Below are 26,850 nucleotides of genomic sequence, written 5' to 3' on the forward strand. Positions count from 1 at the left end.
GAACTCTACAGCGATGTTTAGGATTATTCTTGAACGCTTCTTCTAGCGTGGTGAACTCATGAGATAACAGGGCTCTAACTTGTTTCATTTATAAAAAGTGATAATTCATATGCTAATAATAGTTATACAAAATAATGATAAATAAACAAGTTCAATGATGCTCTAAGCACTGATGTTATCACGTTGCTCTAATAGTGAACGAATTTATGGTAATTTAATACTCAGGTACTTCACAACGGTTCTCGCTCCATGGATTAACTGTTTTCGTAAATAATTATCCCCTCGCTTCGTAATACCATACAACCGACTTTTATTACCTGAAGCATATTGTTTAGGCGTTAATCCTAACCATACAGCTAACTCAGAAGGAGAATTAAAGGCTTGAGCCTTATCGATATTAGCTTCAAAAGCAGAAGCAATGATAGGGCCAATGCCGGGTAAACTCATCATAATAAGACCTGCTTGTATTTGCTCTACTTTCTGTTTAATGAGTTTATTTAATTCTTTAAGATGTTGACTGATGTATTGGTATTCATCAAAGATTTGATTAACGAGATATTTTAGTAAAGGTCTCTGTTCTTTATCACTAATAATGCTCCACATGTTTTGTTCAAATGCGCAAAATCCACCAGTAAGCTTCGTATCTGATTAGTGCAAGCAATGCGTTGTTTAATTAATCGGTCTATTATCCTGTGCATCATCATGACTTCTTGCTGGTCCTCGGATTTTATCGGGACAAAGCGAATGCCAGGTCGAGTACTCGCTTCAAAAATAGCTAATGCATCATTAGTATCATTCTTATTACCTCGAACAAAGGGGTGACATGTTGAGCAGGAATACAAAGATTTGCTCTGTCAAATAACTATCTCTTAAATTGTCTTTCATGCCATTTATTGTTTTCATGATCGTTGTCTCTATTGAGCCTTTTGTGCGGGTGTTATCGGGAGATCATGCCCGTTTACTGACGGCCATTGAGCTTAATGGGATGTCACAAAAAGACTATGCGACGGCGAATGGGATCCCTTACTCAACGCTTAAGTCTAGAGTGAAAAAAGCGCGAGGGGAACTACGTCAAGTGTTCGATGATTGCTGTCACATGCGATTAGATAAGCAAGGTAATTTAATCGATTACGATGTGAAAGACGACAAGCATGAGTCGTGTTAATTTGAATGCTGAGTGTCATATTATGATAATAGGGATCGTTTGGTATTATCCTGAACCATTGTCGCCGATGGCACAAATAAATATGTTTCCTTCGATGCGAGTCAAGTTAACGTATATGAGAAACCGACTTGAAAATAATGGCTCATGGCTGTGATTTACTGTGATGAAGGTATTAAATCATAGAAAAGAGGATAGCCAAAATCAAATTCATATGATGTTCTTCGAGCGCGGAAAGCATAGGTTGGAATGGCGAATAAATTGTTGATGCCATTCCAAACACTCACATCCATTTTTGCCCCAGAGCCCTTGTCTGTCCACACTCTATGAAATAACCCTTTTGCGAGTAACGCACTATTAATACAGCGAAAGCTTGCCAAATTAGGCTCAGGGATATCATAGGGTTTAAGGCCATAACCTTCATAGCCTATGGTGACAATATCACTGATACAGGTGAAACCTGATGGGGCAATAGGTCGCCAATACACCGCATCTTGTGTGCCTCCAGATAGCTTATCATAGCTAATAAATTCATAGCCTACTGGCTTGGCTAAGATTTCAGGGTTGTCTTCTATGAATATCACACTGTTCATAGAGGGCGCTTGGAGGCCTTCTACTGCGATTTGGTTAATCGTATAGCCTTGTTGATTATTCATGTCAGGAGTCCAGATACTGACATCATTTTTTACCCCAGTCCCGGTCGAATGGTATACCTGTGTGTAAGTGTTGGTTGTGCTGTACTGAGACAGATTCGAGGGCAGTATCGTTTCACTCGCTTGATGATTTTCATCTTCAAATACAGAATGGATGGGCTGTGATACCCAAGAGTGGGGTATAGTAACATTCAATATTGTGGCCACCATGGCCGATAAATCCCATATTCGTACTGTGTCGGTGATTTCATACTGACTTTTTATGTTGGGCCCCGTGATGTAAAACGGGATCGAACGCGAAACGGCATTATCCCAAGATTGATGGGTCTCTTTAAAGCCACCATGATCGGATATGACCATCACCGTTACCTTGTCTGTGTCATCACAGTGATCTATGGCATCCAGTAAATCACCAATTTGGCTATCGGCTTGTTTAATGGCGTTGAGATATGGCAGGCTTCCCCAGCCCTCACTATGGCCAGCATGATCGACATAATCGAGATGTAAAAAGAGTAAATCAGGCAGGCAAGTCTGATTTTGCATCAGGGCAATGGTTTGAGGTATCGCTGTCGCTTCAGCGACATGCTCATTGATTTGAAAAGCATCACTAGCATTGAGTAGTGATTGAAAGCCTTGCCATTCGTATAGCGTCCACATTTCGCCTTGTGGGTATTGTTCACGATAGGCTGAAAAAAGGGTTTCAACTTGATTTTTATACAGATCAATATTGGATGTGACCTTGTTTTTACTCGGGTATGAGCCTGAGATCATTGCCGTCCAGTTTGGGCCACTAATAACAGGTAAGACATTCTGCATGGAAAGGGTATGAGCCCCTTCACTCGCCATGTTATCCAACGTAGGAGTGGGTGTTTGGGAGATGTAGTGTCCACCCATGCCATCAACACCGATGATGACAACTTTATTGGCAGCTTGAACAGTGAGACTCACCACTGTGAGGCTGAATGTCATTATTAAGGGGATTGTTGAGATGATTTTCTTCATATTTATCCTTAACTAAATGAGGTGACAGGTGATGGCTGTTATTGGTGATATTTTCATTTTTTGATCAAGCTTTATCCCTAAATGCTCAGTAAACGCAATGACACTCTAGCGTATACATTTTGGGATAAATGAGAATAATAGTAATGTGAACGGGCGAGTGATGGTATTGACTGAATGAATGATTTTAGTCTGTTCTGATGGCTTGACTCATTTCATTTTGACGTTTAACAATTAATAAAGATGACAGCCCCTAAGCTTTGCTTGTATTAAGCACTGTGATTTCATACAGTGTCAATGTGAGGTTGGTGATGCGTTTAATTGATTAAAAATAAGGGAAATGGAATGATTGAGTCTGAGAACATTGAGGGGCGATGGGTCAATAATGGCGAATATTTTGAATGTATTTTTGATAATGTAAATGTGAGCCCGCAGCACTTTTCAGGTATGGAGTTTGAGGAGTGCACGTTTAATGATTGTGATTTTAATGAGGCCACTTTTAAACATTGCAGATTTATTCATTGCCACTTTAACCGTTGTCAGATGAGTGTCATAAAATGGCTTTATACTGAGCTATTTGATGTGAAATTTATTGAATGCAAACTCGTTGGGGTTGATTGGACACAAGCCGATTGGCCCACATTTCGATTGGTACCAGAATTGATATTTAAACAGTGCATGCTTAATGGTGGTTCATTTTTTGGACTCACATTACATGAAGTCGTGCTTGATGAGTGTAAGTTACATGATGTTGATTTTAGAGAAGGCGATTTTAAGCACTCGAAGATGATAAATTGTGATTTATCCCAAAGCCTGTTTATTCGAACGCAGTTGCAACAGGTGGATTTTACCGATTCCGTTCATTTCGACATTAATATTTTGAATAACTCACTTACTAAGGCGACCTTTTCACGACTCGAGGCTATGAGTTTATTACAGGGACTTGATATTACATTGGTGGATTAGTGTAATATCAACAAAAACGTAAACTTGCTCGTTGGCTAAATATGCTTATTGGTAATCATTTTCCTCTCGTATGAAGCTGGAGTTCGCAGAGTGTGCTACAGGGTCCTGGCGAACTCAGGTATGCCTCATAAGTTCAGCATGCTGGTCCAGCATCAGCTGTCGATATGTCCTAAATCCCTGTGTGGATCCAATTGATCTCTCACGCGACGTTTTAATATTTTTGCTTCAGGAAAGCCACCATCTTGTTCTCGACACCAGATTAGTTTGTCATTGTAGTAAATGTTAAAGGTGCCTTTCGTCGCAGGGGCCAATGAGACTTCTGCCAATTCATCACTAAAGGTGGACAAGAGCTCTTGAGCAAGCCAAGCACTCCTTAATAACCATTGGCATAATACACAGTAGTGGATGGTAATTTTAGGTTTCATGGGGAAGGTGTTTCCTTATTCATTCGTAAGCGGCTGCATTTAAGGTAATAAATACTGTAGGGTACAATAGTTTAGATTGATTTCACGACTTTTTAAATTTTAGCCTTAAATACGTTGGCTGAATACGAGCGTATGGTATTTAATGGCTTTACGTTATTTAATCTTATTGTACTATTTTATTTTTGAGGCTTGAAATAGGGTCAATGAATGACCATGTCTTTTGTTTCTCTTTTAGATAGTTGAGACGGTCTTGAATAATAATCATAAAGTAATAGATGAACATCAGTCTACATCCTCTGCTCATTCAAAAAAGACAAACGCTAAAAAAACAAAAGCCTTCACCAGCTTATTGCCTATTTTTGCCTTTATTCGTCCTTATAAGTTAATGGCTGTGAGTGCTTTATTGGCTTTGTTATTGACCGCAGGGGTGAGTTTATCGTTAGGCCAAGGGGTTAAATTCATTGTGGATAATGGATTTATTGCAGGTTCTAAAGCGCAACTCAGTGATGCTATTTTTGTGCTGATGGGCTTGATTAGTCTGCTCGCTGTCGGAACATTTACCCGCTTTTATTTGATGTCTTGGCTTGGAGAGCGAGTGAGTGGTGATATTCGAAAGGCGGTATTTAATCAAATTGTGACTTTACATCCTAGTTATTTTGAAGAAAATCGCAGTGGTGAGATCATGTCGCGTTTGACCACTGATACGGTATTACTGCAATCCATTATTGGCTCTTCTTTTTCGATGGCGCTGCGCAGTATGTTCATGCTAATAGGAGGTCTCATTATGCTGCTTATTACTAGTGTTAAATTGACCTTGTTTGTGATTATTTGTGTGCCGCTTATTTTAGTGCCTATGATTATTTTTGGTCGCAGAGTACGAACATTGGCCGCCAGTAGTCAAGATGCGATTGCCGATATTGGTACTTATGCGGGTGAAATTATCCAAAATATCAAAGTCGTGCAAGGGTATACCCATGAAAGTCGAGAGCAAGCAGCTTTTGGCGCCGAGGTGGAAAAAGCATTTGAAGTGGCTAAGCACCGTGTGCAGCAGCGATCGTTTCTCATTGCTGTGGTGATTTTTCTGACTTTTTCGGCTATTAGTATGATGTTATGGGTTGGTGGCATGGATGTGTTATCGGGTAAAATGACGGGAGGAGAGCTGGGTGCCTTTATTTTTTATGCCATCATGGTTGCCATGTCGGTGGCCACTATCAGTGAAGTCTATGGGGAGTTACAGCGGGCAGCGGGTTCTGCAACGCGGCTACTTGAATTATTGAAAGTGGAGTCAACCATTTTAGAGCCTAAGATCCCTCAAGATATTCAACATCATCATGAGATGGTTTTGGAATTTAAAAACGGTGACTTTTATTATCCGTCACAGCCAAATATTGCGGCACTTAAAGGGATTAATTTACAAATACCTAAAGGCAAAGTGGTTGCATTTGTGGGGCCTTCAGGAGCCGGTAAAACGACGCTTTTTGAGCTGTTTCAGCGTTTTTATGATCCCCAACAAGGGCATATTATATTTAATGGTGTCGATCTGACTCTGCTTAATTTAACCGTGCTTAGGCAAGCCATGGGCATGGTACCGCAGCAACCAGTGTTGTTTAGTACTGATGTGTGGCATAACATTCGCTATGGTAGGCCGAATGCGACGGATGAGGACGTCATTGATGCGGCCAAACGGGCCCATGCTCATGAATTTATTGAACGATTGCCTCAAGGCTACCAAAGTTATTTGGGTGAGCAGGGGGTGCGTTTGTCTGGTGGACAAAAGCAGCGTATTGCCCTCGCGCGTGCTATTTTAAAGGATCCTGAAGTGCTCTTGCTCGATGAGGCCACCAGTGCCTTAGATGCTGATAGTGAATATCATGTCCAAGCGGCATTGAAAGAACTGATGCAAAATCGGACCACTTTAATTATTGCGCATCGCCTCGCGACTGTGGTGCATGCCGATATGATAGTGGTCATGGATCAAGGGCAAATTGTGGATACTGGCTCTCATCAATCATTGCTGAAGACGTCCTCGCTATATAAACGCTTATGCGAATTGCAGTTTGATCGAATAGAGAAGTCACAAGCCTCTTAAAAATAATGTCAATCTTCCTTGAATTGAAAAATCTGAGAGGCACTAAATTGATTACCTATCAGGCGGATTGGTATAAATAAAGGTGTGTTTGCCAAGGTAGTGACGACCTTGGCTGGTTGATAATGGAATTAACCTACCATTTTTTTGGCGATTGTGCTGATGCTTGAATGGAATTGATATTGGCCATCATGTGGAGAGTTCGTATCGTCAATGAGTTCAACATCGAGAAGATCATCGGTGCTATAAGTGACTGAGCCTAATGATTCATCTCCAGCACCGTCGACATCATATAATTCTACCCGAACGGAATTGGTAAATTCAATAATGATATTCATAGATGCATTTTGGCCTGCTTTTAAATCATAAACAAAGACGGAACCTTTATCTGTAGGATAACGTGTATCAATAGTCTGGCTATCAGCTCGATATTTGATATATAAATCATCGCCATTGTTTTGGTGATCGCCGGTTACGCTGCAGTGTACGTAGCTTAGATTGAGCTGTAATTTGTTACCAGCGCTTGAGATGAAAGTTGAGTTTGTATCCATTTTATTGTTCATTTTAAAATCCATTTTTTGAATGTGAATAGTCTCTTCCTTTCGTGATCATAGTATGTCACAGAGGAAGTGGTTAATTGCTTTCTAAAGTGTGACTTGATTAATACGCTTTCGAAGCAGAAAAATTTTAGTATAAGAATTTCATTCTGCAAATTTTTTTTGATTTATTTTTGAATAATATTTTTCCGATGAATTTTAGATTTAAAAAATAATTTAAAATCATTGGCATGAGCATATATGGTATTTTAATTTGCAGGAGTAGAGTGTGACTTGTTTTTCATTGTCTAGATGATGGTATTGAAAAGTAGGTGTTAGTTTTAGTGCTTTTGATGGATGCATTATGGGAGCCATTATCGGTATGGTAGTGGGAGATTGAAATTTGCTCCTTTGAGTCTCTGGAATGGTTAGTCACCTGGGCTTAGGAATGACGTGAGCATAAGATTTGAGTGTGATCCAGTCTGAAATCTCATATGAAAAAATTTGATGAATATATTTAACCAAAAGTGTTTTTTGAGCCAATGCCTATCCATCTTCTTGATGAAAAATATTTTATAAAAGGAACGATTATGAAAGGAATGACTTTTAAGGATCATTCTCTGTGGTTAATATTGTTATTTTGTGTCGCAAGTTTGGTCAGTATGGCTGTAGATAGCAAGGTGAATGGCTTAACGACGAGAGTAAAGGAACAGTTTGATTTATCGGGTCAATATGAATGCATCAGCACTAACAATAAAAACCTTAAAGAAATTTACACTAATAAAAAACTAACATTATCCCTAAGTCATGGAAAGAGCAGGCAGTATCAAACTTATGATATTAACTGGGTTTATAGCTTAAATGGCCAAAAAATTGATGCTCAAGCCGTTGCTATCTTACAAAATGAAACCTTGTCTTTATCTTACAACTTACACTTTCCAAATAATAAAACGCTCAATGGTGTTGAAGTGATCCGTTTTAATCAGTTAGACGATCGTTGGTTCTTATACGGTAAGTGGTTAAGGAATGATCGGAGTCATAATACGGGTTCTATTAGCTGTGTGATGTTAAGTAACTTGTAGAATTAATAACGGCATATAAGCAAGATTATATGTGAAATATATTCATAGTAAGTATAGCAGTACATTAACAAGGAGTCGGCATGTTTATTATTAAGTTATCCTTTTCTTTTGAGCAAAATTTAGATCATTCTGAGACTGAAAACAAAGCGAAAGCCTTTATGCCAGAGCATCTTGCTTGGTTGCAGCGAGGGTTTGATAAAGGCGTTTTTTTACTGTCAGGCAGTCTTCAGCCAGAACTCGGGGGCGGGATCATCGCCCATAATATTTCACGGGAGGCGTTAGACACGCTGCTCAGAGAAGATCCTTTTGTCACTGAACAAATAGTGACGCCAGAGATCATTGAAATATTACCTTCAAAAACAGATGACAGGCTTAACTTTCTATTGGATTAGCGGAGATATTGTTTGTGTTTATCATGAATCTTATTTTTCTTCATTGTAGTTATTGATATGAAAGATCGTGACACCTTGGAGGATTTCATTTAATGGGTTTGCCTATAAGCCGATAGGAAGTATTAAGATGAGTAAAAAGGTTAAGGGCAGTTGTTTGTGTCAGGCGGTGAAGTTTGAAATTGAGGGAGAGTTTGAACATTTCTTCCTTTGTCATTGTGCATATTGTCGTAAAGATACCGGCTCAGCTCATGCCGCGAATTTATTTTCTACGACGGCACGTTTAGTTTGGCAGGCTGGTGAAGATCAAATCACTACGTTTAATTTACCTGCTACGCGACATATTAAGAGTTTTTGTGCCACTTGTGGCGCAGCGCTACCTAATGTGCAAATGCAAGGTAAGTTATTAGCGGTACCTGCTGGCAGTCTTGATGAAGCCGTCAATTTGAAACCCAGTGCACATTTATTTGGTGCTAGTCGAGCTCATTGGGATGATGGGCTTGCAGAATTGCCCGTTTTTGATACTTTCCCTGAATGATCCGTTTCTTGAATAATGTCTTCTTGACTTGTTTGAGTATGGTGGGATCGATACCGAAATCAGGCGATTATCTATCTAAGCCTTATTACTCCATTTTATGTTTTAATCTATTGCCTCGATAGCTTAATATATAGAATATTAGGTGTTTTCATTGTGGGGGCTCTTTGAATATGAATGAACTTGGGTATGAAAGAGGTTAACTTGCCAAATGTGCTAATCAAGATCAAAAAGATCAGCTGGAAAGAGACATTGCCCATAAGACATCAAGTTTTATGGCCAAATAAAGTGGCGTCATTTTGTAAAGTGTCAGGTGATGAGTCAGCGCTGCATTATGGTGCCTATATTGACAATGATTTGATCAGTGTGGCTTCCCTATTTTTTGTTGAGTGGAGGGTGCAGTTACGTAAGTTTGCTACTTTAGCTGAATATCAAGGTCAAGGGTTTGGCAGCCTATTGCTTACTCATATGATTGGCGTAGCGAAAGGGCTTGGGGCCGATTATTTTTGGTGTGATGCTCGCCGCAATGCGGTGGCATTTTATGCTCGATTTGGTATGACAGTAAAGGGGGATGATTTTATGAAATCTGGAGTGATCTTTTGTCAAATGGAAATGGCTTTGTAACGCCTCAAAAGCCGATAAAATGCTGCAGGAGCATGCATTAGACCTGTAGTTATTTATTCAATAATACTTTTAACATTTTTGACACTTGTGAGTGACAAGGATAAAGTGTTGAAAAATAATAACCTCTAAGACATTCTTCATGACGTTTTCGACACGCTTTTCCCATGCAATTTTAACCAAACGATTACCTATCACTCCTGTGCCTTCTCTCGGTCTCTCTTTACCGCGAGCGTTGGGAATGACGACTGCGATGGCATTAATGTTGAGCCTGACAGCTTGTCAAAGTCAGCCCGACGCTAATGAAATCGCCCGTGAAAATAGTGCCAAAGCCAATGAGATTGCGCAGAAAACGATTATCGCAGATACCCATATTGATGTGCCTTATCGCCTCGATGATAGCTTTGAAGATGTGAGCCAGCATACCGAAAAGGGAGATTTTGATTATCCCAGAGCAGTGAGCGGCGGCTTAAATGCACCTTTTATGTCGATTTACACGCCAGCGTCATTGGAAGGAACCGGTCAGAGTAAAGTGTTGGCTGATCAATTGATCGATGTGGTTGAAGCGCTAGTGAAGGCATCTCCAGATAAATTTGCGTTAGCTTATTCGACGGATGAAGTGCAAGACAACGTTAAGAATGGTTTAATCTCTTTCCCCATGGGGATGGAAAATGGCAGCCCCATTGAAGGGGATTTAGCCAATCTCAGCCATTTTTATGAACGTGGCGTACGTTACATTACTTTAGCCCATGCCAAAGCGAACCATATTTCAGATTCTTCCTATGACACTAAGCGTCCCGCTCATGGTTTGACTGAATTTGGTAAAGTATTAGTGCAAGAGATGAATAAGCTGGGCGTGATGATTGATGTATCGCATATTTCTGATGAGGCGTTTTATCAAGTAATGGCGATAAGTCAAACTCCCGTGATAGCCTCTCATTCGTCAGTAAGGTATTTTACCCCTGGTTTTGAACGTAATATGAATGATGACATGATCCGCTTACTGGCTGAAAAAGGAGGCATTATTCAAATTAATTTTGGTTCGACGTTTATTTCACAACAATCTATTGAAAATTATGAAGCTTACACCAAAGCTGAAACAGCCTTTATGGAAGCACATCAGGTGGCAGAAGACAGTGAAGAACTGAAAGCGTTCAGCAGTGATTATCGACAACGCATTCCGTTTGAATTCGCCACTCTTAATGATGTGCTGGATCATTTTGATCATGTGATTAAACTCGTCGGGGTTGAGCATGTCGGCATTGGTTCAGATTTCGACGGTGTGGGTGATAGCTTGCCAGAAGGATTAAAAGATGTGGCAGCCTATCCTAACCTAATCGCGGGCTTTTTAAATCGAGGTTACAGTGAGGCCGATATTGAGAAAATTTTATCGGGTAATTTATTGCGCGTCTGGAAGCAAGTTGAAGATTATGCCGCGAGCCATTAGCGCTGTTTAAGTCGGTTAATGGAGTCTAAATGAATACATGCCCATTATGTCATTGCGTTAAGCTGAATATAATGGGCTGTGAGGGTAGGGTTAATAAGGAGAGTGTCAATGAAGATGCAAGGAGGCTGTCATTGCGGCGCCCTTCGCTATGAAGTCCAAGCGATGCCGTTTGATGCCGATTTTTGTCATTGCCGCGATTGTCAACAGGTAACAGGTGCCCCAGTGGCGGCATGGATGGATTTTAAAGCCGAAAATATTCATTGGCTTAAGGGAAAAGTCACTGAGTATGCTTCATCGGATAATATTCGTCGAGGTTTTTGCGGGCATTGTGGCTCAACACTCAGTTACCGGAGTCTTGAGTATCCAGATTATTTTACCTTAAATATTGTATCGCTTGATGAGCCTAATGTCATCAAGCCGCGTTATCATATACATACTGAGACTCAAGTGCAGTGGCTTAGTGTGGCGGATGAGATGCCTAAACACTTAAAAGGGAGGTAAATAGTCATTATAAATCCATTTTGATAAAAGAAAGTCTAACTTCATACGCATTGAAGCACATTGTTATGATAACTCTATATTAGGAAGGACGATGAAAGGATTGTTTGAACGTCTATTTAAACTTGAGTCACACCACACCAATATTCAAACAGAAATCATCGCAGGCGTGACGACTTTTTTTACGATGGTGTATATCATTTTTGTTAATCCGCAAATTTTAGCTGTGGCCGGTATGGATAAGGGGGCCGTTTTTGTCACTACTTGTTTAATTGCGGGCCTAGGGTCTATTTTGATGGGGTTGATGGCTAACTTGCCTGTCGCATTAGCACCCGCAATGGGGTTGAATGTTTTTTTTGCTTTTGTGGTGACATTAAGCATGCAATATAGCTGGCAAGTTGGCATGGGGACCATTTTTTGGGGCGCTTTTGGGGTCTTCTTGTTAACGGTATTTCGTATTCGATATTGGATTTTAAGTCATATTCCTGTTTCATTAAGAATTGGGATCGTGAGTGGCATTGGTTTAATGATTGCATTCATGGGATTACAAAACATGGGCATAGTGGTGAAAGATCCCGATACTATGCTCGCATTAGGGGATTTAAGTGCCACCTCTAATCTATTAGGCGCGTTAGGTTTTTTCATTATTGTATGTCTTGCCGCGAGAGGCATTCATGCTGCCGTATTGATTTCACTATGTGTAACAACTTTAATTAGCTTTTTGATTGGCGATGTGCAATTTCACGGCTTCGTATCACTTCCCCCCAGTATTAGCCCGATATTGGGTCAGTTAGATGTCACCGAAGCACTGCGTCCAGAGCTTGCAGGCATTATTTTTTCTTTCATGTTAGTGAATTTATTTGACTCAACGGGCACCTTAGTGGGCTTGACTGATAAAGCAGGTCTAATCAAGGGCATTGAAGGTAAAAAACAGATGAAACGGGCATTGCTTGTTGATAGTTCATCATCAATGTTTGGTGCAGTGATGGGGACATCATCAGTGGGCGCCTATATTGAAAGTGCATCAGGTATTTCAGTGGGTGGTCGCACGGGCTTAGTGGCCGTTGTGGTGGGGATATTGTTCTTATTAGCTATCTTTATTTCCCCTTTAATACAAATGGTGCCGATTTATGCCGCGGCAGGTGCGCTAGTTTATGTGGGTGTGTTGATGGTAGAGGAGCTGGCAAAAGTAAAGTGGCAAGATTTAACTGAAGCTGCTCCTGCATTTTTGACGGCAATTATGATGCCGTTCAGTTTTTCCATTACAGATGGGATTGCGTTGGGGTTTATGAGTTATGTCATCATAAAATTAGGGGCTGGACGTTACAAAGAGTTGAATTTGTGTGTTTGGGGCGTTGCATTGGCATTTTTAGCTAAGTATCTCTGGATTTAATCTTGTTGGCACGTTGAAAAAAACAGACTCACGTTTTAGCCAGTTTATCCGATCCAACTAATGTGAGAGATTAAATTGAATTCAGTTATTCATTTAGCGACATGCTGGCGTATTCTTCCCACGATGAGACACAGGCATAGGTTTCCTCTGAGCAATCTGACATTAAACTTATCTTATTAAAGTTTAAGTTTTCTAGATGGGGAGCGGAAAGTACTTTATCTTCTGGAATATCACTTTCATTCCCATAAAAAAGGCTAATATGTGGCGCAAAGCGGTAAGTGGAACTGTTATTTAAAGTACTTGCTGTTTCATAAAGGTTTTCGAGTTGAGTATTATTTTTAATTTGATAATAAAAACGTTTGAAGAAGTCAGTGCCCCACTGGGTCCCTAATATGCTTGCTTCAGTGGTATTTTCATTAGCGAATGCGGTGTTAAATTGATTGATGAGTGCCTGTTTGGGTAAATCAGTGCTGCCACAAAATAGCGTAATGTGTGCATCAAAAAAAGGGCAACGGGTCCCACTGATGTTTTCTTCTACAATGGCATCTAGCGAGGCTTGGCCTTTTGTATTAGGGTTTAGCCACACACAAAAAGGTAGTTCTGTTTGCGTGGGAAAGTATTCAGGGTTATTCAAGTAACTACTGATCCTAGTGCCCAACCAACCATTGTCGTAGAGTTCGGTATTGAGTGCGATATCAATGGCACCCGTTGCTTGGTTTCCACCGCCCCAAAGGATGGCGAAAATATTGTTGTTGGTGGTGTTATCCAAATGTCCTTCATTCCAATAATAAATATCATCGGTACTGCCATCGGGCTGCATTTGTAAATAATCGGGCATGGCAACATCAATATCGAAGCTGCCATTGGAAAGAGTGAAGGTAATATTGTCGATATATGCCATTAAGTTGTCATAATCAACGGCAGCGATACCGCCTTGTGTCTCAGAGAAAAAGAAGTTAGGCGCGGTTCCCCCATGTTGATCGGTTATGCGAGTAGGGTCGTTATCAATATCATCACTTGTTTGAATATGAGCGCCTGGTATTTGCCAAATCATGGCGGGTTTTTCTAAAGTGTTACTCATTTCACCGACAAAGTTGAGGTAGTTACTCCAGCTGCTAGCATTATATAAATAGCTTGCCTCATAGACCTCAGGCATAAAATCATCACCTTCATAACGATCAAATACAATGAAGTCAGGTTGGTATTGGCCATTAAACACGGCCCATTCTTCAAGGTAACTATTGATTTTAGTCGCTTGGCTGCTAATGGTATCGGCTGTTGCGCCATAAATCCACGTGCTACTGCCTGTTGCCCATAGGTTTTCTTGCCAGCCATAACTAATATTAGGGGCGAAGGTATGCATGATCCAGTTGGTGGCGTTGATCCAAGCAATGACATTATTACTGCTTAAATCTGGGGGGGAATAGTTTTCGCTGCCTGTTGTGGTTGATATATCGGGGCCTGAGGTGGTCATAATGTCGTTCCAATCTTCATAGGCCGCGTAGAGGTAGTTAGGATTGCAGGTTTCAATTAGAACATTAAACAGCTCTAGAGGGGTGACGTAAAGCTCCTCTAGGCCTTCACAATTGACGTTAGAAAAAGACTGATAACGGGTGGAAAATGAGACCGCAGCATCGAGAGAATTTTGTACTGTATAATCTTTGTTATCACTAAGTTGTTTATTGACATCAACATAATCTGTGTCGTAATTTTTCTCGAAATTACCTAATAGATCGGGGTTAAGGATCACTGAGCCCATGCCTTTTTTTTCAAGTAATTGAGCGATGAGTATCAGCTTACTAAAATAATTCATCATGACCCCGCCGGTAAAATCATTGACAACAGGGTACCAGCTATAGCTTGAGTTCGCGGTATAGACAACCATAGTCGGTTTGGTTGTCGATGTGCCTGCGGGCAGGGCATTTGGGCTCGCATAGTCTTGGGTGAGAAAGCTGCTTTGAGCTATGGTTTGGTAGGTTGAGTAAGGAAAAGTAATGGCGTCATTTTGATCATAAGGCTGTCCGGTGCCTGCGTACTTAAAAATGGCATTCACAGGGTATTGTGCTAGTGAGACTTGGGTAGAGGATAAGTCACTACCAACGTAAATTGAGGCATCGGTAATGTTGCCCATGGCTAAATAATCAGGCCAACCTCGTACTAAGCCATCAAAGGTTTGTGTGTCAATATCATAATCAATATCGGCAATAGTATAATCATCACTTTCTAAGCTAATTGTGCCTGTTTCTGCTTCAGTGATATTGAGTGCGGTGACTTCAATCATGCAGGCGGAGGTTGCTGCGATGATGGTACAGCTTGAAGAGGGGATAGACAGTTGAGTATTATCAAATGAGGTGATACTAATATTAATATCTTCAGCAGGGCTTTTTGTTGTTTGCAGCAGTAATCGTCCTGTCTCGCCACTGGCTATGGGGTTAGGGGATAAGTATGCTTCTACATTTACATTGCTATTATCGCTTGCATAAACCGTATAATCGAGACTGTCTGCTTCAAAATTTGCTATTGGGTTAAATGTGGCTAAATTGAGTGTCCAAGGCGTATCTTCAAAGACCGTCGAGGCTTGGATGGGAATGCGGCATTCGATTTTGCCAGTGGTAATGGTACAGCTGTTACCGTTGGTATAATAGATATATCCGAGTTTTTGCACGTATAAGTCACTGTTATAGTCAGTTGCTATTATGGTTATATTTGAAGGGGCAGCTTGATTGGCTTCAATGATAATGTCAGCGATTTGACCACTGTTGAGCGTGTCTGAAAAACTAGCGGTAAGCAAAGTGGTATTAGTGTAGGGCTCTATCGTATAAGTGACACTGGCGGGAATAAAGTTGCTGTTTATGCTTGAACTACGACTAAAGCTCAAGGTGCCAGAGGTTGTTTTTATGACGTTAGAGGCCGTTAGGACTACATCGCAATGTGTTTCTGTCTCCACAATGATGCAAAAATCATTGGATAAGCTCACCAATGTATCATCATAAATAATCGATAGTTTTTCATAACCGTCAACGGCAGCATTACTAAAGATAGTGAGTTGAGTCGAGCCGCCACTGGCTAAGGTATTCGTTTTTAATGTTGGTGTGAAATAAGTTGATTTGCTTTCTTGAATTTTATCTATAATAGCAGTACCACTCTCTCCACACGATATTATAAATATTGAAATAAATAGAAAAATGCAGTGATGAAATATTTTGACGGAAGATAAATTATTGTGATCACCGTTCTCATTAGATAATAAGTTTAGCATGGTCAAACCTTTCCATAAGTAGACATAAGAAGTAACCACTAAAATCATTATAGTCAAAGTAATGAAAAGAGCTGACATAATGATTAGAGGGTGAGTGGAATGACCTATCTAATGTAGATATTGAAAATTAACAATGAGATAAAGAATATTGTTTGGAATGTTAATTATTAATTAAACACAAAGGTATCAGTCATTAAGGGATATAATGAAGCATCTATATAAGGTTTTATTTGTTACGGCAAGTCTATTTTCTTCTTTGAGTTATTCTGCAGAAGTTAAGAATAACTTATCACCGATAACCATTAAAAAAATGTTGATTATCACCTCTAACATGATTGATATGGGTGATAAAGACAAACATGATGCTCGTAATAATCTATGGGAAGTGGCTCCGCCATTTCATGTGTTTATGAGTCATGGAGTGGAAGTCGATTTTGTTTCTCCTAAAGGAGGAAAAGTTGAATTTATGATGGATCCGTTAGGGATCAGCAGTTATGCCATAAAATATGAAGGCTTTTTGGATAAAACTGCGCATACTTTTTCACCAGACTTGATAAACCCCAATGATTATTGGGGGGTGTATATTGGTGGAGGCTATGGACCTTTATTTGATGTTACACCGAATAAGAAGCTGCAGACGATTATTCAGACTATTTATGAATCGGGTGGCATTGTTGGGGCGGGTGGACATGGTGCAGGGGCGTTTGCCAATGTTCAGCTTTCAGATGGAACTTTTTTGGTAAAAGGTAAAAAAGTGGCAGGGTTCCCTAATAGTACCGAAATAACTAAGTCATGGGCCAAGCAAGGGAGCTTGTTACCTTTTTTGGTTGAAACACAACTCAATAAAAACGGTGCGATTGCACAAAACAAACAAACGCTAAACGATAAACATGATGTTGTTATTGATGAGCGCATAGTATCGACGATGTTTCTGCCTTCAGCGGCTCTGGTTGCGAAAGAAATGATATTGCTCAATGACAATAAAAAAGTGGCTCAAGTTTCAACCCTCGAATAGACCAATATTGGGATAGAGCGACATTTCCCTTGTATATTCGTTTTCTTCTTGTACCTAGCGCCGATCTATCTTTGTCCCCTGATAATATTGGTTTTTTTCGTACCCCTTCCTTACTAAACGTGGCAATCATGGGGCCTTGGGGACACAATGGCCAATTTGGTACGTTAAAGCGTAATATTGAACATTATCGCGATAACAGTGAGTCAATTGCACAATATTTTGAAAATGAAGAAATGTGTGAATTAGAACAATTTAAAGAACTGAGCAATTGTGCGGACGTGTTAGCGCCAGAAGGCTTGATGCATTCGATGGCTATTTTTAATGGTAATGAGAGTTTCATTCAGGACATTAACGATGCTGAAGTGGCGCTAATGGAGACATTTCTAAAAACATTAACCGATCCCGATGCCGCGAATACGGATTCAAATGCCATTCAAGCATTGATCCCAGTACGTGATGGTGGACCCGATAATAATCAATTGGATGCTATTGATGTCAATGGTCGTCATCTCTGAGTGTGTTATTGTTTTTTGTTGATGAGTATGAAGGGAGCGTATTTTGAACAGAGTAAAAGAGACATTAATTGCCTTAGAGCAAGCCTGCATAAAACCCGATATTCGTGCATCTAAAATTGCGTTAGATTGTATACCCAAGCCACCTGAAGATGCAGGGTTCAGTTGGAATAGAAAGCCTTGAAGGCAAGGCTTTGAATAGATAGCCTAGTGATTCTAAACGGATATTCAGTAACGCAGTATAAAAGGCTTTTAAACCTACCCTTTGGGAACCCGTAAAAATACCGACTTCTGCGTTGCATCATCTTAAAAGGCAATAAGCATTCCTGCAATAATGCGCCTTGAATGACGCATTTTTACGGGTTCTGAAAACATGCACTTTCAGGTAGCTTGGGTATGTGCTAGATGATGACTTTATTGAAATTCCAAGTAGCGGTATACCTTATAATAAAGCCGATGCTTTAGGACGTATTCCTGAGGAATGCTCGCCTATATTTACCCAGCAAGATCATCAATTAACCATGTTGAGTGACAATGTGGCCTTGTTAACCTATCGGGCAACGATTAACAAGGTGGGTGAGAGCGGGCGGGCTTACTCGATGCGGAGCTCCATTTGGCGCTTCAATGGCAACCAATGGCGCATGTGTTTTCACCAAGGCACCGCATCTTCTGCTTTTGAAGTGTGTGATGTTAGCTGTTAAGCTTTTGGTATCATATCTTAGTACCACAAGGCCATGAAATATTGGGCACCATGAAAATATATCAAATCAGTGATTGTCACCTAAGTCTTGAAGAACCGACTGTAAAACAAAATTTAATCAAGGTATTACAGCATATAGAGCAGCAAGCTGATGGTGATATCTTACTGCTTACGGGCGATTTAGTGTGTGATGCCTCTATTGAACGTTACACACTCTTCAAAGACGTGATTGAAGCGCATACTTGTATCGCTAATATTTATGCGATAGCGGGAAATCATGATGACTTATCGATGATGAAAAAAGTGTTCTATCACAGCCGCATTCAAATCAAGCAAGTGGTTAAATTAAGCCAAACGCTCCGTTTATTATTCATTGATTCGAGTTTAAAACCTTTGGGGAATATGCCCTTGGGGGCAGGGCGAGTATCAAAACAGCATTTGAGTTTATTGAAAAAAGAGAGCCGTAAGCATCAGAGTGTGGTGATTATTCATCATCCCGTGATCAATATTGGCGCCCAATGGTTTGCTCAAATGGGCATTGAGAATCATCAAGCGGTGATTGATGCGATTCATCCTCAAACACAAATGGTGATCAGCGGTCACGCGCATCAATATTTTAAGCAGAACATTAAAAATGCACTGGATCAAATCGTTTGTCCAGCGACATCATATGGTTTTAATCATGATAATCCTCAATATGAAAGAAATAACAACATTGGCTACATGACTTATTGGTTTGATCCTCAAAAGGCTCAATTAACAAGTGCGGTGAAAATTTTAGATTGAAAGGCAAAAGCCACACTGACTGGTGTTCACTTTTTTTAACTCTGCCAGTATATTTTTTATCTTTCACTATACTTGTTTATCCCTTAGCTTTTGAAGAGTAAGACTTTGTATGGATGATTTTCGGATAGAAAAGGACAGTATGGGTGACGTTAAGGTCGCAAAAGATGCGCTTTATGGCGCACAAACCCAAAGAGCCATTGATAATTTTAAAATAAGTGACTTGATGATGCCCAGAGCCTTTATTCGTAGTATGGCGTTAATTAAGCAAGTCAGTGCTCAAACCAATCTGGATTTGCAATTATTGGCGCCCAATATAGCCAAAGCGATTATCGATGCCAGTCAAGATATTATCGATGGACAATATGATGCATCCGATGCCCATTTTCCCGTTGATGTGTTCCAAACTGGATCGGGCACCAGTTCAAATATGAATGTCAATGAAGTCATTGCGGCTGTAGCGAGTCAGCATGCAAATTGCCCGATTCACCCTAATGATCATGTCAATATGAGTCAAAGCAGTAACGATGTGATCCCGACAGCGATCCATATGAGTGCCGCTATCGCCATATCCGACGATTTATTACCGGCGTTAACACATTTAGACGCGTGTATTATGAGCAAAGCAGACAGTTTGAAGGCTTACATTAAAACGGGACGGACGCATTTAATGGATGCGATGCCTGTGGGGCTAAATCAATCATTATTGTCTTGGTCAGGTCAATTGCAGCATGCTAAAAGAATGATTGAATTGGGGGTCAATGAATTATTAATGCTGGCACAAGGCGGAACAGCAGTCGGAACGGGCGTTAATGCCCATGTTGATTTCGCCCCTGTTTTTAGCCAATTGTTAGCGAAAAAAACAGGGCTTGATTTTACCCCCAGTGCTAACAAATTTTCGTTAATGGCCAGTCAAGATGTGGCGGTAAATGTGTCGGGGAACTTAAAAACATTGGCGGTGGCGTTAATGAAAATAGCCAATGACTTGCGTTGGATGAATTCGGGGCCGTTGGCGGGATTGGGTGAGATTTCATTGACAGCATTACAACCAGGCTCTTCTATCATGCCAGGAAAAGTGAATCCTGTGATCCCTGAATCGGTGGCGATGGTGGCGGCTCAGGTGATAGGCAACGATACCAGTATTACGATTGGGGGACAGTCTGGCAATTTTGAACTGAATGTGATGCTACCCATGATTGCCTATAATTTATTACAAAGCATTGGCTTACTGAGTAATAGCATGAGGGCGTTGGCTGACAAGGCGATTGTTGATTTTACAGTGAATAATGATAAGTTAAATGAGCAGTTATCCAAAAACCCTATTTTAGTGACAGCGCTTAATCCGATTATTGGTTATCAAAAAGCCGCGCATATTGCCAAGAAAGCCTACGCTGAGAAGCGGGCAATTATTGATGTGGCTGAGGAAGAAACCACATTGTCTCGCGCTGAACTGTTAGTGTTGCTGGATCCTAAAAAGTTGACGTTAGGCGGGATCTAAATACTCAGTAATAAGCTGTCTATTATTGAATCTGATGAAAGTTGCGATTAATGAATAGCCACTCGCGTTTGATTGCCGAACGCAGAGAGTTAAAGAAACCGTTCAGTTCCTTTCGTCAGCATTGTTGATGAAATCTTCAGTTATTATTGGGAGAACATGACATGAAACCTCAACGTATCTATGATCCGGCAATAGAGGCCATTGCGAAAACCTTACCTTGCTTTGACTTTTCTGATGCCAGTAAAGTGAGAGCCATGTTTGCGCAAATGCAACAGATGTTGGTCGAGCAAGGTATTGAGCGACCAACCGATGACAGTATCGACGAAATTGAATATTTGATCCCAGGACCTGAAGGCGCTCCAGAGATCCCTATTCGTCTTTATCGGCCTAAGGGTCAATCAGTGCCCATGCCCATTTTTATAAATTTTCATGGTGGTGGATTTATGTTGGGGGATTTAGAGCTGGATCATCCAAGAAGTTTGGTGATGGCGGCTAAAACGAATGCCATCGGTATTATGGTGGATTATCGACTGGCACCTGAACATCCTTTTCCTGCTGCGGTGGAAGATTGTTATGCGACGCTCGAATGGGTGGCCCAGCATGCGGATGAGCTTAATATCGATCCTAATCGCATCGTGATCGGCGGCGGCAGTGCGGGGGGAAATTTAGCTGCTGGCGTTGCGTTAATGTCTCGTGATAGAAAAGGGCCAAAAATATTGTTGCAAATGTTGCTGTATCCGGCGCTGGATGATAGAGGTCAAACGGAGTCGATGAAAAATGGAGAGGGGTTATATATTTGCGATAGCCAGAGCGTGCGAGATGTATGGCAGCATTATTTAGGGCGTCATTGTTCAGGAGACACGCAAGCACCGACTTCTCATTATGCCGCACCTGCAAGAGCAGATAATCTCTCTCATTTACCACCCGCTTATATTGTTACCTGTGAGCATGACGCATTAAGAGATGAAGGTATATTGTATGCCATGCGATTAATGAATGCAGCTGTGCCAGTTGAATTGCATCATTACCCTGGAACGGTTCATGGATTTGATTTTTTGACGCCATCGCCCTTGTCTGAACAGGCCATTGATGATTGTGTTACGGCGTTTAAGCGAGCTTGTCATTCAACGAATGAGAGTGATGCTTAGGACTTATGGCCGTGTTGTGATGCTGCGCCTCTTTTTTAGTGTTAGAGGTAGCTAATAATATAATGCCCACATGCGTTCTCAATGCCTTCTATTGTTGAGCGAGAGGTATTCAAAATAGGCGTGATTGAGACGGATTTCTGGCATTTTTCAAATTGCACATTGCAATGAAAAATCTTAAGTTCATTATCGATGGCGGGGCACACAAAGGCGTGTAAATTTTTTTTATCGTCAATATTGGGCACATTACTGGTGAGATTGAGTTGCATCGATTGATTTATATTGAGGCCACTGTCGTTAATGTCACTGTTGTTTAAGCCACTTTTGTTTAAACCACTTTTGTTTAAACCATAGTGCAGGCCGGTAAACATCACCGTAATAGACAGTTCGACAATCTCTTGGCTGCTTTGATTGAGATCGACACATAAAGCAGGAAAGAGTTCCCGTCCTCCGCCTTTCAATGTATTGAGTTGTTGGTTCGTTATCACAGGCATAATGGCGTTCTCCCCAATGAGTGATTAACACGACTTGTTAAAAAAAGTTAATGTTTTAATGGAAAGATAACGCTTTTTCAGCGTAAAAAATATTACACCTTATTACACAATAAAAAATCGGATCTTTTGTGACAATCTTTAGGGCGAAGGACCTGCATGATCATGGATTGAAATATCTTTGATGAATATATTGATTTAAATGTAGGTTAACCTATTGATTAATACCTTATAAAGCCATACTGTTAAACATTATTTTTAATGAGTTGATTATTGTTGTTTTTATTGTATGAGCATGATGCTGTTAACTAAAGGAGTAAGTATAAAGTGATCAAGGTGAGGCACAGTCAGTTATCCGATTTAGCGGCCATTAAAGGGATTTACGAGCAAGAGCATGCTGTTAGTAACACCTTACAACTCCCTTTTCAGTCTGATGATCTGTGGGAAAAAAGGCTCACGGCTTGTTCGGACAATCATATTAATGTAGTGGCACTCATTGATAATCAGGTGGTGGGGCAATTATCATTATTGGTAATGGACCGACCGAGGCGTAAACATGTGGCGACGCTTGGCATGGGAGTGTCTAGTGTTCACACGGGTAAAGGCGTCGGCAGTCAATTATTAATCGCGGCTTTGGACCTTGCCGATAACTGGTTGAACATCAGGCGGATAGAATTAGAAGTGTACCAAACCAATGAAGCCGCGATATGTTTATATAAAAAGCACGGCTTTGTCGAAGAAGGGCTATTGCGTGATTACGCCTTTAAGAATGGTGGCTATGTGGATGCCTTGATGATGGCCAGGTTGAGAACGTGAGTGGAATAGTGAGTGCCACTCACACAGGTTTGATTGATTAAGCTTCGCTTAATGGAAGGTCGTGAGTGAATATATTCTTTTCACCTGCGGTGAGGCTAACGTCGTGAGTTCCCACTCACATAGGGCCAAAAGGGGATCAACAGCAATCCCCTCTTGGATCTCCTGTGCCGCCCCTAGCGGAGCAAAGCGCTTTATAATTCAAAGGACAAGAATAGTTATCGCCTCATATTTGCCGTCCGTGGCTCACCTAAGGCTATTTTCGGCATCCATGCCTTAATCACACTATTCTTTGTTGAATTATCTCTGCTGCTCCGATGGGGGAGATTAAAAACTAAAGCGCTGTGTTTCTTCGATTGGGTTTGTCTTCCAACAACGTCCATGTTTAAAGGCCAGTTCGATATCCGATATCTCTCGCTCAAAGAGATTACTATTGTAATCTTCAACAACGTCCGTGTTTAAATGCCAGCTCGGCGTCAGTGTCTCCCGCTCATAGCGATAACTATTGTAATCTTCAACAACGTCCGTGTTTAAATGCCATCTCGGCGTCAGTGTCTCCCGCTCATAGCGATAACTATTGTAATCTTCAACAACGTCCGTGTTTAAATGCCAGCTCGACGTCAGTGTCTCTCGCTCATAGCGATAACTATTGTAATCTTCAACAACGTCCGTGTTTAAATGCCAGCTCGACGTCAGTGTCTCTCGCTCATAGCGATTACTATTGTAATCTTCGCCCTACATTCTGTTTATTTGATCAAGATCCACCAGAAGCTGCTCCTTTTCATTGGACAAAAAGAGTGTAGTGCAAGGTAAGTAGTCAAAGGCCAGAAGGTAAGAGGTGGATCACATTTTTAGACTCTTTTTGTGAGGGGAATGAAGATTAATTTTCCTTAATTTGTATCATTATGTTAAGTTGTTGTTTTGTAATTGAGCAAGTGATTATTATGTCGGTAGGGCTTATTTCGAATAGTGGAGAATTTATCGATTGACTCAAGTATCTGCCCAGATTTCTAATAGTAGTGCCATTCCTGCTTGGAGTGGATTTGTATATCAAGGAAAAATTGCATTTTATCATGCTATAGGTCTTTTAGCTGGAGGAGATCGAAATGCACATTCGTTAAAAGTAGAAACATTGGATGATTTTGTTGTCCATGATATTAATGGTGCAGTTTTATCTCTTCATCAAGTAAAAACAATGCAAAGTGCTTATCGTTCAGCATATGAAAAGGCACTAATTCAAGCAGCAAAAGTAAATACTCAAGATTGTTCTAATGACACGAATCGATGGTTTCACGTATCTACCAAATTAGATGACTTTAGTGATAGAGAGGCTGATATTTCTGCTGGTGAGTACCATGTTCAGTTTTATTCTTATGAAGGTGGGGTTAAATACGTTGAAACAGGGACTGTAGATGAGAAGCTAAATGAAGTTGTCACATTATATCTTGAGTCTAATAATCTAAATATCACTGAAATCCTTATCGAACACAAATTAGCAAAATTGCAAATGCTATTGGCAGCTCGAGTGAATTTGGCTCATCATCGTAATCAGCATGAAAAGATAAGAAAGTTTGAAGCAGCAAATTCTATTCCAATTTATTTCACTGAGATAGAGGAATGCTTAAAAGATGAGGTGATTCATGATGATGACTATGAAGCAATCTTATACAAATTTAGGAAAGCATTATTGGAGAGAACTGATGAATTATTACGTTTTAATCAAAATGATCCGAGTATTGACCTGAATGATTTGTATAAATGTAGGTTTGTTATCGCTAATATGGATATCGAGCGATTAACTAAACTTTATTTTTCAAAAGTACCAAACCAAACGGATATAGCATTAAATGGTTTTAGTACGACAACAGTAGAAATGTATCTTGGTATTGTCTCTGAAATACAGGGGATTCGAACGGAAAACGATCTCCCTCATTATTATCAGAGCCAAGCTGGTACATTTTTACCAACTGCAATGCAGTTTAAGCGTATAAACCAACAAATTAATATTGATGAAATCCAAGGCAATATAGTTGGAATACGTAAGAACCAAGTTGTACAAGACGTTCTATATGATTATGAAAACTTGATTGTTGAAATGGATATTAGTCCATTTAGATTAAGTGATAAGTCTACTAATGTAGGAAAATTTACAGATATCTCAGAAGGTGATGAAAAACGAATTACCAAGATAAATAATGTGAGGTTTGTGTCTGTCCGAAACGCAAGGGATGAAATAAATGATTAATCAGATAATTACAGATCTATCACGCAAGTCACCTTGTCAGTTTGAACTTGTGGTACAAGCAGCTGAACAATTTTCATTTTACAGGGCTGCTTCTATAAATTATCAACGATTTTTGGTAGTAGTACGAGTTTCTAAATTAATGAAACCGAGTGAGCTTAATCAATGGGTGTCGGTGAGTACACCTAATGAGCTTCGAGAAGAACCTGCGTTTGCCAAAAATACAGATGTCGTTGTGTTGTTCGAGTTGGATTGCTTAGCGGAAATAGTTAATTACGAAAATGAAGTTTTTGCTCTTGAAGAGGATAGCTATAGTTTTAAAAAGCATGTTTTGTACTTTTCACAAGCCGAAGTTGCTCTTTTGGCTGACATGGATTCGAATAACATTGCTGATTTGATAAAGAATAAAAATAAATTTGAGCAATACAAGGAATCCCCTCTGTCAGAGTCCGAGTATGGTTTAGCTAGCCGTATTTTTATTAAGTTACCTTTTTTGTTAGTTCCTGTTGATGAATCTGAATTAGACGATCCTTGTGGATTTGCGGACACATATTTGGAGAGTGTAAATTTATTGGCGTTAAATAATGAATTCGAAAGTAAGGTTGGCAACGGTGACATTGATTATGATTCATTAATAAAGGAGTATATTAGTGGGAAAATGGCGAATTAATAAGCTTAAAATTATCGGGTTTAAGATTTTTTCCGAGTTTGAGGAAAGCTATTCTCATAATCTTATTGTCTACGATGGCCCAAATGGTTTTGGTAAAACTTCGCTCTTTGATGCCAAGCAAGTGTTATTTTGCAATAATCTTCCTAGAGTTGCAGCTAGGGTTGGTGTACTTAATGTATCAGGGAAAAAGAAGTTTTCAAAAAGTCTCTATCAACACCATGATAGTGTAGGGGATGTTTCGATAATTGTTGAGTTGAAAAGAGGAAGTGAATCGCTTTTTATTATGCGTTTAGCTAAGGCCAAAGACTTAAAAAAAGGAAACAACAAACCCACGAGTTTTGATAATTTTAAGTTATATGAACTAACAAGCTTTGATAACCTTGTTGACGTCAATTTAATCGCAGATGAACAAGCTTTTTGGTCTGAAAAGTTAGGTGACAAATTTTTGAGTAACTTTACTGTTCTCAATTACCTACAGCAAGATAGTAAATCAATAATTATCCCTGATAGATGTGGTGGTAACAAATCAAGAACGAATCAAATTGAACATCTTATTAACCTTGATGCTTTGAAACAACGTATTGAAAATATAGTTAACTTTAAGTCAGCAGCTAAGAAACAGCTTGTGAGTGCTAATGAGTATTTTAAGAATGAAAAGCAGGCGTTAGAAGAACTTAAAAATGCGATCCTCGTTGAGGATATTGGTAACGTTGCTTATGAGAGGCTTACTTGCACGACTACTGTTCCTCAAGAGTTATTGTCAAATGTGGTGTATCAATGAATCGTGATGTTCTGTTTGATCTTGAGTTATCCGTTCATCATCTTTAAATTGAATACCTGATATGACATCAGCAAGCAGCTTAAAACCTCGCAGGCGATACCACTTTTTTTCTGCTGATTGCGCCAGTTTAAACACCATCATTAATGTTG

The 26,850-nt window shown here is 40.1% G+C and carries 26 protein-coding genes and 1 pseudogene; 21 read left to right on the forward strand and 6 right to left on the reverse strand.

The window, feature by feature from the left end; translation table 11 throughout:
• Nucleotides 1–213 precede the first annotated feature (213 nt).
• Nucleotides 214–838 (reverse strand): annotated as a pseudogene (locus L2764_RS17625) (IS110 family RNA-guided transposase); the annotation flags it as partial.
• A gap of 45 nt (nucleotides 839–883) precedes the next feature.
• On the opposite strand from L2764_RS17625, the gene L2764_RS17630 reads away from it, so the two are divergent.
• Nucleotides 884–1,165 carry a hypothetical protein gene (locus tag L2764_RS17630; RefSeq protein WP_248941640.1) on the forward strand — a complete coding sequence of 94 codons (282 nt, stop codon included), beginning with the start codon at nucleotides 884–886 and terminating at the stop codon, nucleotides 1,163–1,165.
• A 155-nt stretch (nucleotides 1,166–1,320) separates the two neighbouring features.
• Here the strand turns inward: L2764_RS17630 and L2764_RS17635 are convergent, their stop codons facing one another.
• Complete coding sequence (locus tag L2764_RS17635; RefSeq protein WP_248941641.1) at nucleotides 1,321–2,817, reverse strand: alkaline phosphatase family protein; 1,497 nt, start codon at nucleotides 2,815–2,817, stop codon at nucleotides 1,321–1,323.
• Nucleotides 2,818–3,159: 342 nt separating this feature from the next.
• On the opposite strand from L2764_RS17635, the gene L2764_RS17640 reads away from it, so the two are divergent.
• Entirely contained in the window at nucleotides 3,160–3,780 is a 621-nt protein-coding gene (locus L2764_RS17640) for a pentapeptide repeat-containing protein (RefSeq protein ID WP_248941642.1), read from the forward strand.
• Nucleotides 3,781–3,932: 152 nt separating this feature from the next.
• Here the strand turns inward: L2764_RS17640 and L2764_RS17645 are convergent, their stop codons facing one another.
• The gene (locus L2764_RS17645) at nucleotides 3,933–4,205 is read right to left on the reverse strand and encodes an Rdx family protein (RefSeq protein WP_248941643.1); all 273 of its coding nucleotides are present in this window, start codon (nucleotides 4,203–4,205) and stop codon (nucleotides 3,933–3,935) included.
• A 271-nt stretch (nucleotides 4,206–4,476) separates the two neighbouring features.
• Here L2764_RS17645 and L2764_RS17650 point away from each other — a divergent pair, with 271 nt between their 5' ends.
• Nucleotides 4,477–6,294: an ABC transporter transmembrane domain-containing protein gene (locus L2764_RS17650; protein WP_376708446.1), complete on the forward strand. Its 1,818-nt coding sequence runs from the start codon at nucleotides 4,477–4,479 to the stop codon at nucleotides 6,292–6,294.
• Nucleotides 6,295–6,422: 128 nt separating this feature from the next.
• Here L2764_RS17650 and L2764_RS17655 read toward each other — a convergent pair whose 3' ends face one another.
• Nucleotides 6,423–6,854, reverse strand: coding sequence for a hypothetical protein (locus L2764_RS17655; RefSeq protein WP_248941644.1), 432 nt, complete (start codon nucleotides 6,852–6,854; stop codon nucleotides 6,423–6,425).
• Nucleotides 6,855–7,417: 563 nt separating this feature from the next.
• Here L2764_RS17655 and L2764_RS17660 point away from each other — a divergent pair.
• From L2764_RS17660 to L2764_RS17690, 7 genes are all read left to right on the forward strand, one after another.
• Entirely contained in the window at nucleotides 7,418–7,909 is a 492-nt protein-coding gene (locus L2764_RS17660) for a hypothetical protein (protein ID WP_248941645.1), read from the forward strand.
• Between the two features lie 80 nt (nucleotides 7,910–7,989).
• Complete coding sequence (locus L2764_RS17665) at nucleotides 7,990–8,301, forward strand: YciI family protein (protein ID WP_248941646.1); 312 nt, start codon at nucleotides 7,990–7,992, stop codon at nucleotides 8,299–8,301.
• A gap of 127 nt (nucleotides 8,302–8,428) precedes the next feature.
• Nucleotides 8,429–8,836 (forward strand): GFA family protein, encoded by a 408-nt coding sequence (locus tag L2764_RS17670; RefSeq protein WP_248941647.1) that lies wholly within the window; start codon nucleotides 8,429–8,431, stop codon nucleotides 8,834–8,836.
• 186 nt (nucleotides 8,837–9,022) lie between these two features.
• On the forward strand, nucleotides 9,023–9,457 hold the full coding sequence (locus L2764_RS17675; protein WP_248941648.1) for a GNAT family N-acetyltransferase: 435 nt from the start codon (nucleotides 9,023–9,025) through the stop codon (nucleotides 9,455–9,457).
• 259 nt (nucleotides 9,458–9,716) lie between these two features.
• Nucleotides 9,717–10,901, forward strand: coding sequence for a dipeptidase (locus tag L2764_RS17680; RefSeq protein WP_248941665.1), 1,185 nt, complete (start codon nucleotides 9,717–9,719; stop codon nucleotides 10,899–10,901).
• A 108-nt stretch (nucleotides 10,902–11,009) separates the two neighbouring features.
• Entirely contained in the window at nucleotides 11,010–11,402 is a 393-nt protein-coding gene (locus tag L2764_RS17685; protein WP_248941649.1) for a GFA family protein, read from the forward strand.
• A gap of 91 nt (nucleotides 11,403–11,493) precedes the next feature.
• Nucleotides 11,494–12,792, forward strand: a complete 1,299-nt coding sequence (locus L2764_RS17690) for an NCS2 family permease (RefSeq protein ID WP_248941650.1) — start codon at nucleotides 11,494–11,496, stop codon at nucleotides 12,790–12,792.
• A gap of 85 nt (nucleotides 12,793–12,877) precedes the next feature.
• On the opposite strand, the gene L2764_RS17695 is transcribed toward L2764_RS17690, so the two are convergent.
• Entirely contained in the window at nucleotides 12,878–16,051 is a 3,174-nt protein-coding gene (locus L2764_RS17695) for a hypothetical protein (RefSeq protein WP_248941651.1), read from the reverse strand.
• 205 nt (nucleotides 16,052–16,256) lie between these two features.
• Between L2764_RS17695 and L2764_RS17700 the strand changes: the two genes are divergently transcribed.
• The 7 genes from L2764_RS17700 to L2764_RS17730 all read left to right on the forward strand — a co-directional run bounded on the left by L2764_RS17700 (nucleotide 16,257) and on the right by L2764_RS17730 (nucleotide 21,707).
• Nucleotides 16,257–17,066 (forward strand): type 1 glutamine amidotransferase domain-containing protein, encoded by an 810-nt coding sequence (locus L2764_RS17700; protein WP_248941652.1) that lies wholly within the window; start codon nucleotides 16,257–16,259, stop codon nucleotides 17,064–17,066.
• 29 nt (nucleotides 17,067–17,095) lie between these two features.
• A complete protein-coding gene (locus L2764_RS17705) occupies nucleotides 17,096–17,581 on the forward strand; it encodes a hypothetical protein (protein ID WP_248941653.1) in 486 nt (161 codons plus the stop codon).
• Between the two features lie 43 nt (nucleotides 17,582–17,624).
• On the forward strand, nucleotides 17,625–17,762 hold the full coding sequence (locus L2764_RS17710) for a hypothetical protein (RefSeq protein ID WP_248941654.1): 138 nt from the start codon (nucleotides 17,625–17,627) through the stop codon (nucleotides 17,760–17,762).
• A 214-nt stretch (nucleotides 17,763–17,976) separates the two neighbouring features.
• Nucleotides 17,977–18,279: a nuclear transport factor 2 family protein gene (locus L2764_RS17715; protein ID WP_248941655.1), complete on the forward strand. Its 303-nt coding sequence runs from the start codon at nucleotides 17,977–17,979 to the stop codon at nucleotides 18,277–18,279.
• 50 nt (nucleotides 18,280–18,329) lie between these two features.
• Complete coding sequence (locus tag L2764_RS17720; RefSeq protein WP_248941656.1) at nucleotides 18,330–19,064, forward strand: metallophosphoesterase family protein; 735 nt, start codon at nucleotides 18,330–18,332, stop codon at nucleotides 19,062–19,064.
• A gap of 109 nt (nucleotides 19,065–19,173) precedes the next feature.
• Nucleotides 19,174–20,559, forward strand: a complete 1,386-nt coding sequence (locus tag L2764_RS17725; protein ID WP_248941657.1) for a class II fumarate hydratase — start codon at nucleotides 19,174–19,176, stop codon at nucleotides 20,557–20,559.
• 161 nt (nucleotides 20,560–20,720) lie between these two features.
• Complete coding sequence (locus L2764_RS17730; protein WP_248941658.1) at nucleotides 20,721–21,707, forward strand: alpha/beta hydrolase; 987 nt, start codon at nucleotides 20,721–20,723, stop codon at nucleotides 21,705–21,707.
• A gap of 41 nt (nucleotides 21,708–21,748) precedes the next feature.
• On the opposite strand, the gene L2764_RS17735 is transcribed toward L2764_RS17730, so the two are convergent.
• Nucleotides 21,749–22,198: a hypothetical protein gene (locus L2764_RS17735; protein WP_248941659.1), complete on the reverse strand. Its 450-nt coding sequence runs from the start codon at nucleotides 22,196–22,198 to the stop codon at nucleotides 21,749–21,751.
• Between the two features lie 324 nt (nucleotides 22,199–22,522).
• On the opposite strand from L2764_RS17735, the gene L2764_RS17740 reads away from it, so the two are divergent.
• The 4 genes from L2764_RS17740 to L2764_RS17755 all read left to right on the forward strand — a co-directional run bounded on the left by L2764_RS17740 (nucleotide 22,523) and on the right by L2764_RS17755 (nucleotide 26,701).
• Nucleotides 22,523–23,011, forward strand: coding sequence for a GNAT family N-acetyltransferase (locus tag L2764_RS17740; RefSeq protein WP_248941660.1), 489 nt, complete (start codon nucleotides 22,523–22,525; stop codon nucleotides 23,009–23,011).
• 982 nt (nucleotides 23,012–23,993) lie between these two features.
• Nucleotides 23,994–25,253, forward strand: a complete 1,260-nt coding sequence (locus L2764_RS17745; protein ID WP_248941661.1) for an ABC-three component system protein — start codon at nucleotides 23,994–23,996, stop codon at nucleotides 25,251–25,253.
• A complete protein-coding gene (locus L2764_RS17750; RefSeq protein ID WP_248941662.1) occupies nucleotides 25,246–25,920 on the forward strand; it encodes an ABC-three component system middle component 1 in 675 nt (224 codons plus the stop codon). The genes L2764_RS17745 and L2764_RS17750 overlap by 8 nt, the downstream gene beginning before the upstream one ends.
• Nucleotides 25,901–26,701, forward strand: a complete 801-nt coding sequence (locus L2764_RS17755) for an AAA family ATPase (protein ID WP_248941663.1) — start codon at nucleotides 25,901–25,903, stop codon at nucleotides 26,699–26,701. Before L2764_RS17750 ends, L2764_RS17755 begins: the two co-directional genes overlap by 20 nt.
• Nucleotides 26,702–26,850 lie beyond the last annotated feature (149 nt).

It is taken from the genome of Shewanella surugensis (assembly GCF_023284005.1).
Classification (GTDB): Bacteria; Pseudomonadota; Gammaproteobacteria; order Enterobacterales; family Shewanellaceae; genus Shewanella; species Shewanella surugensis.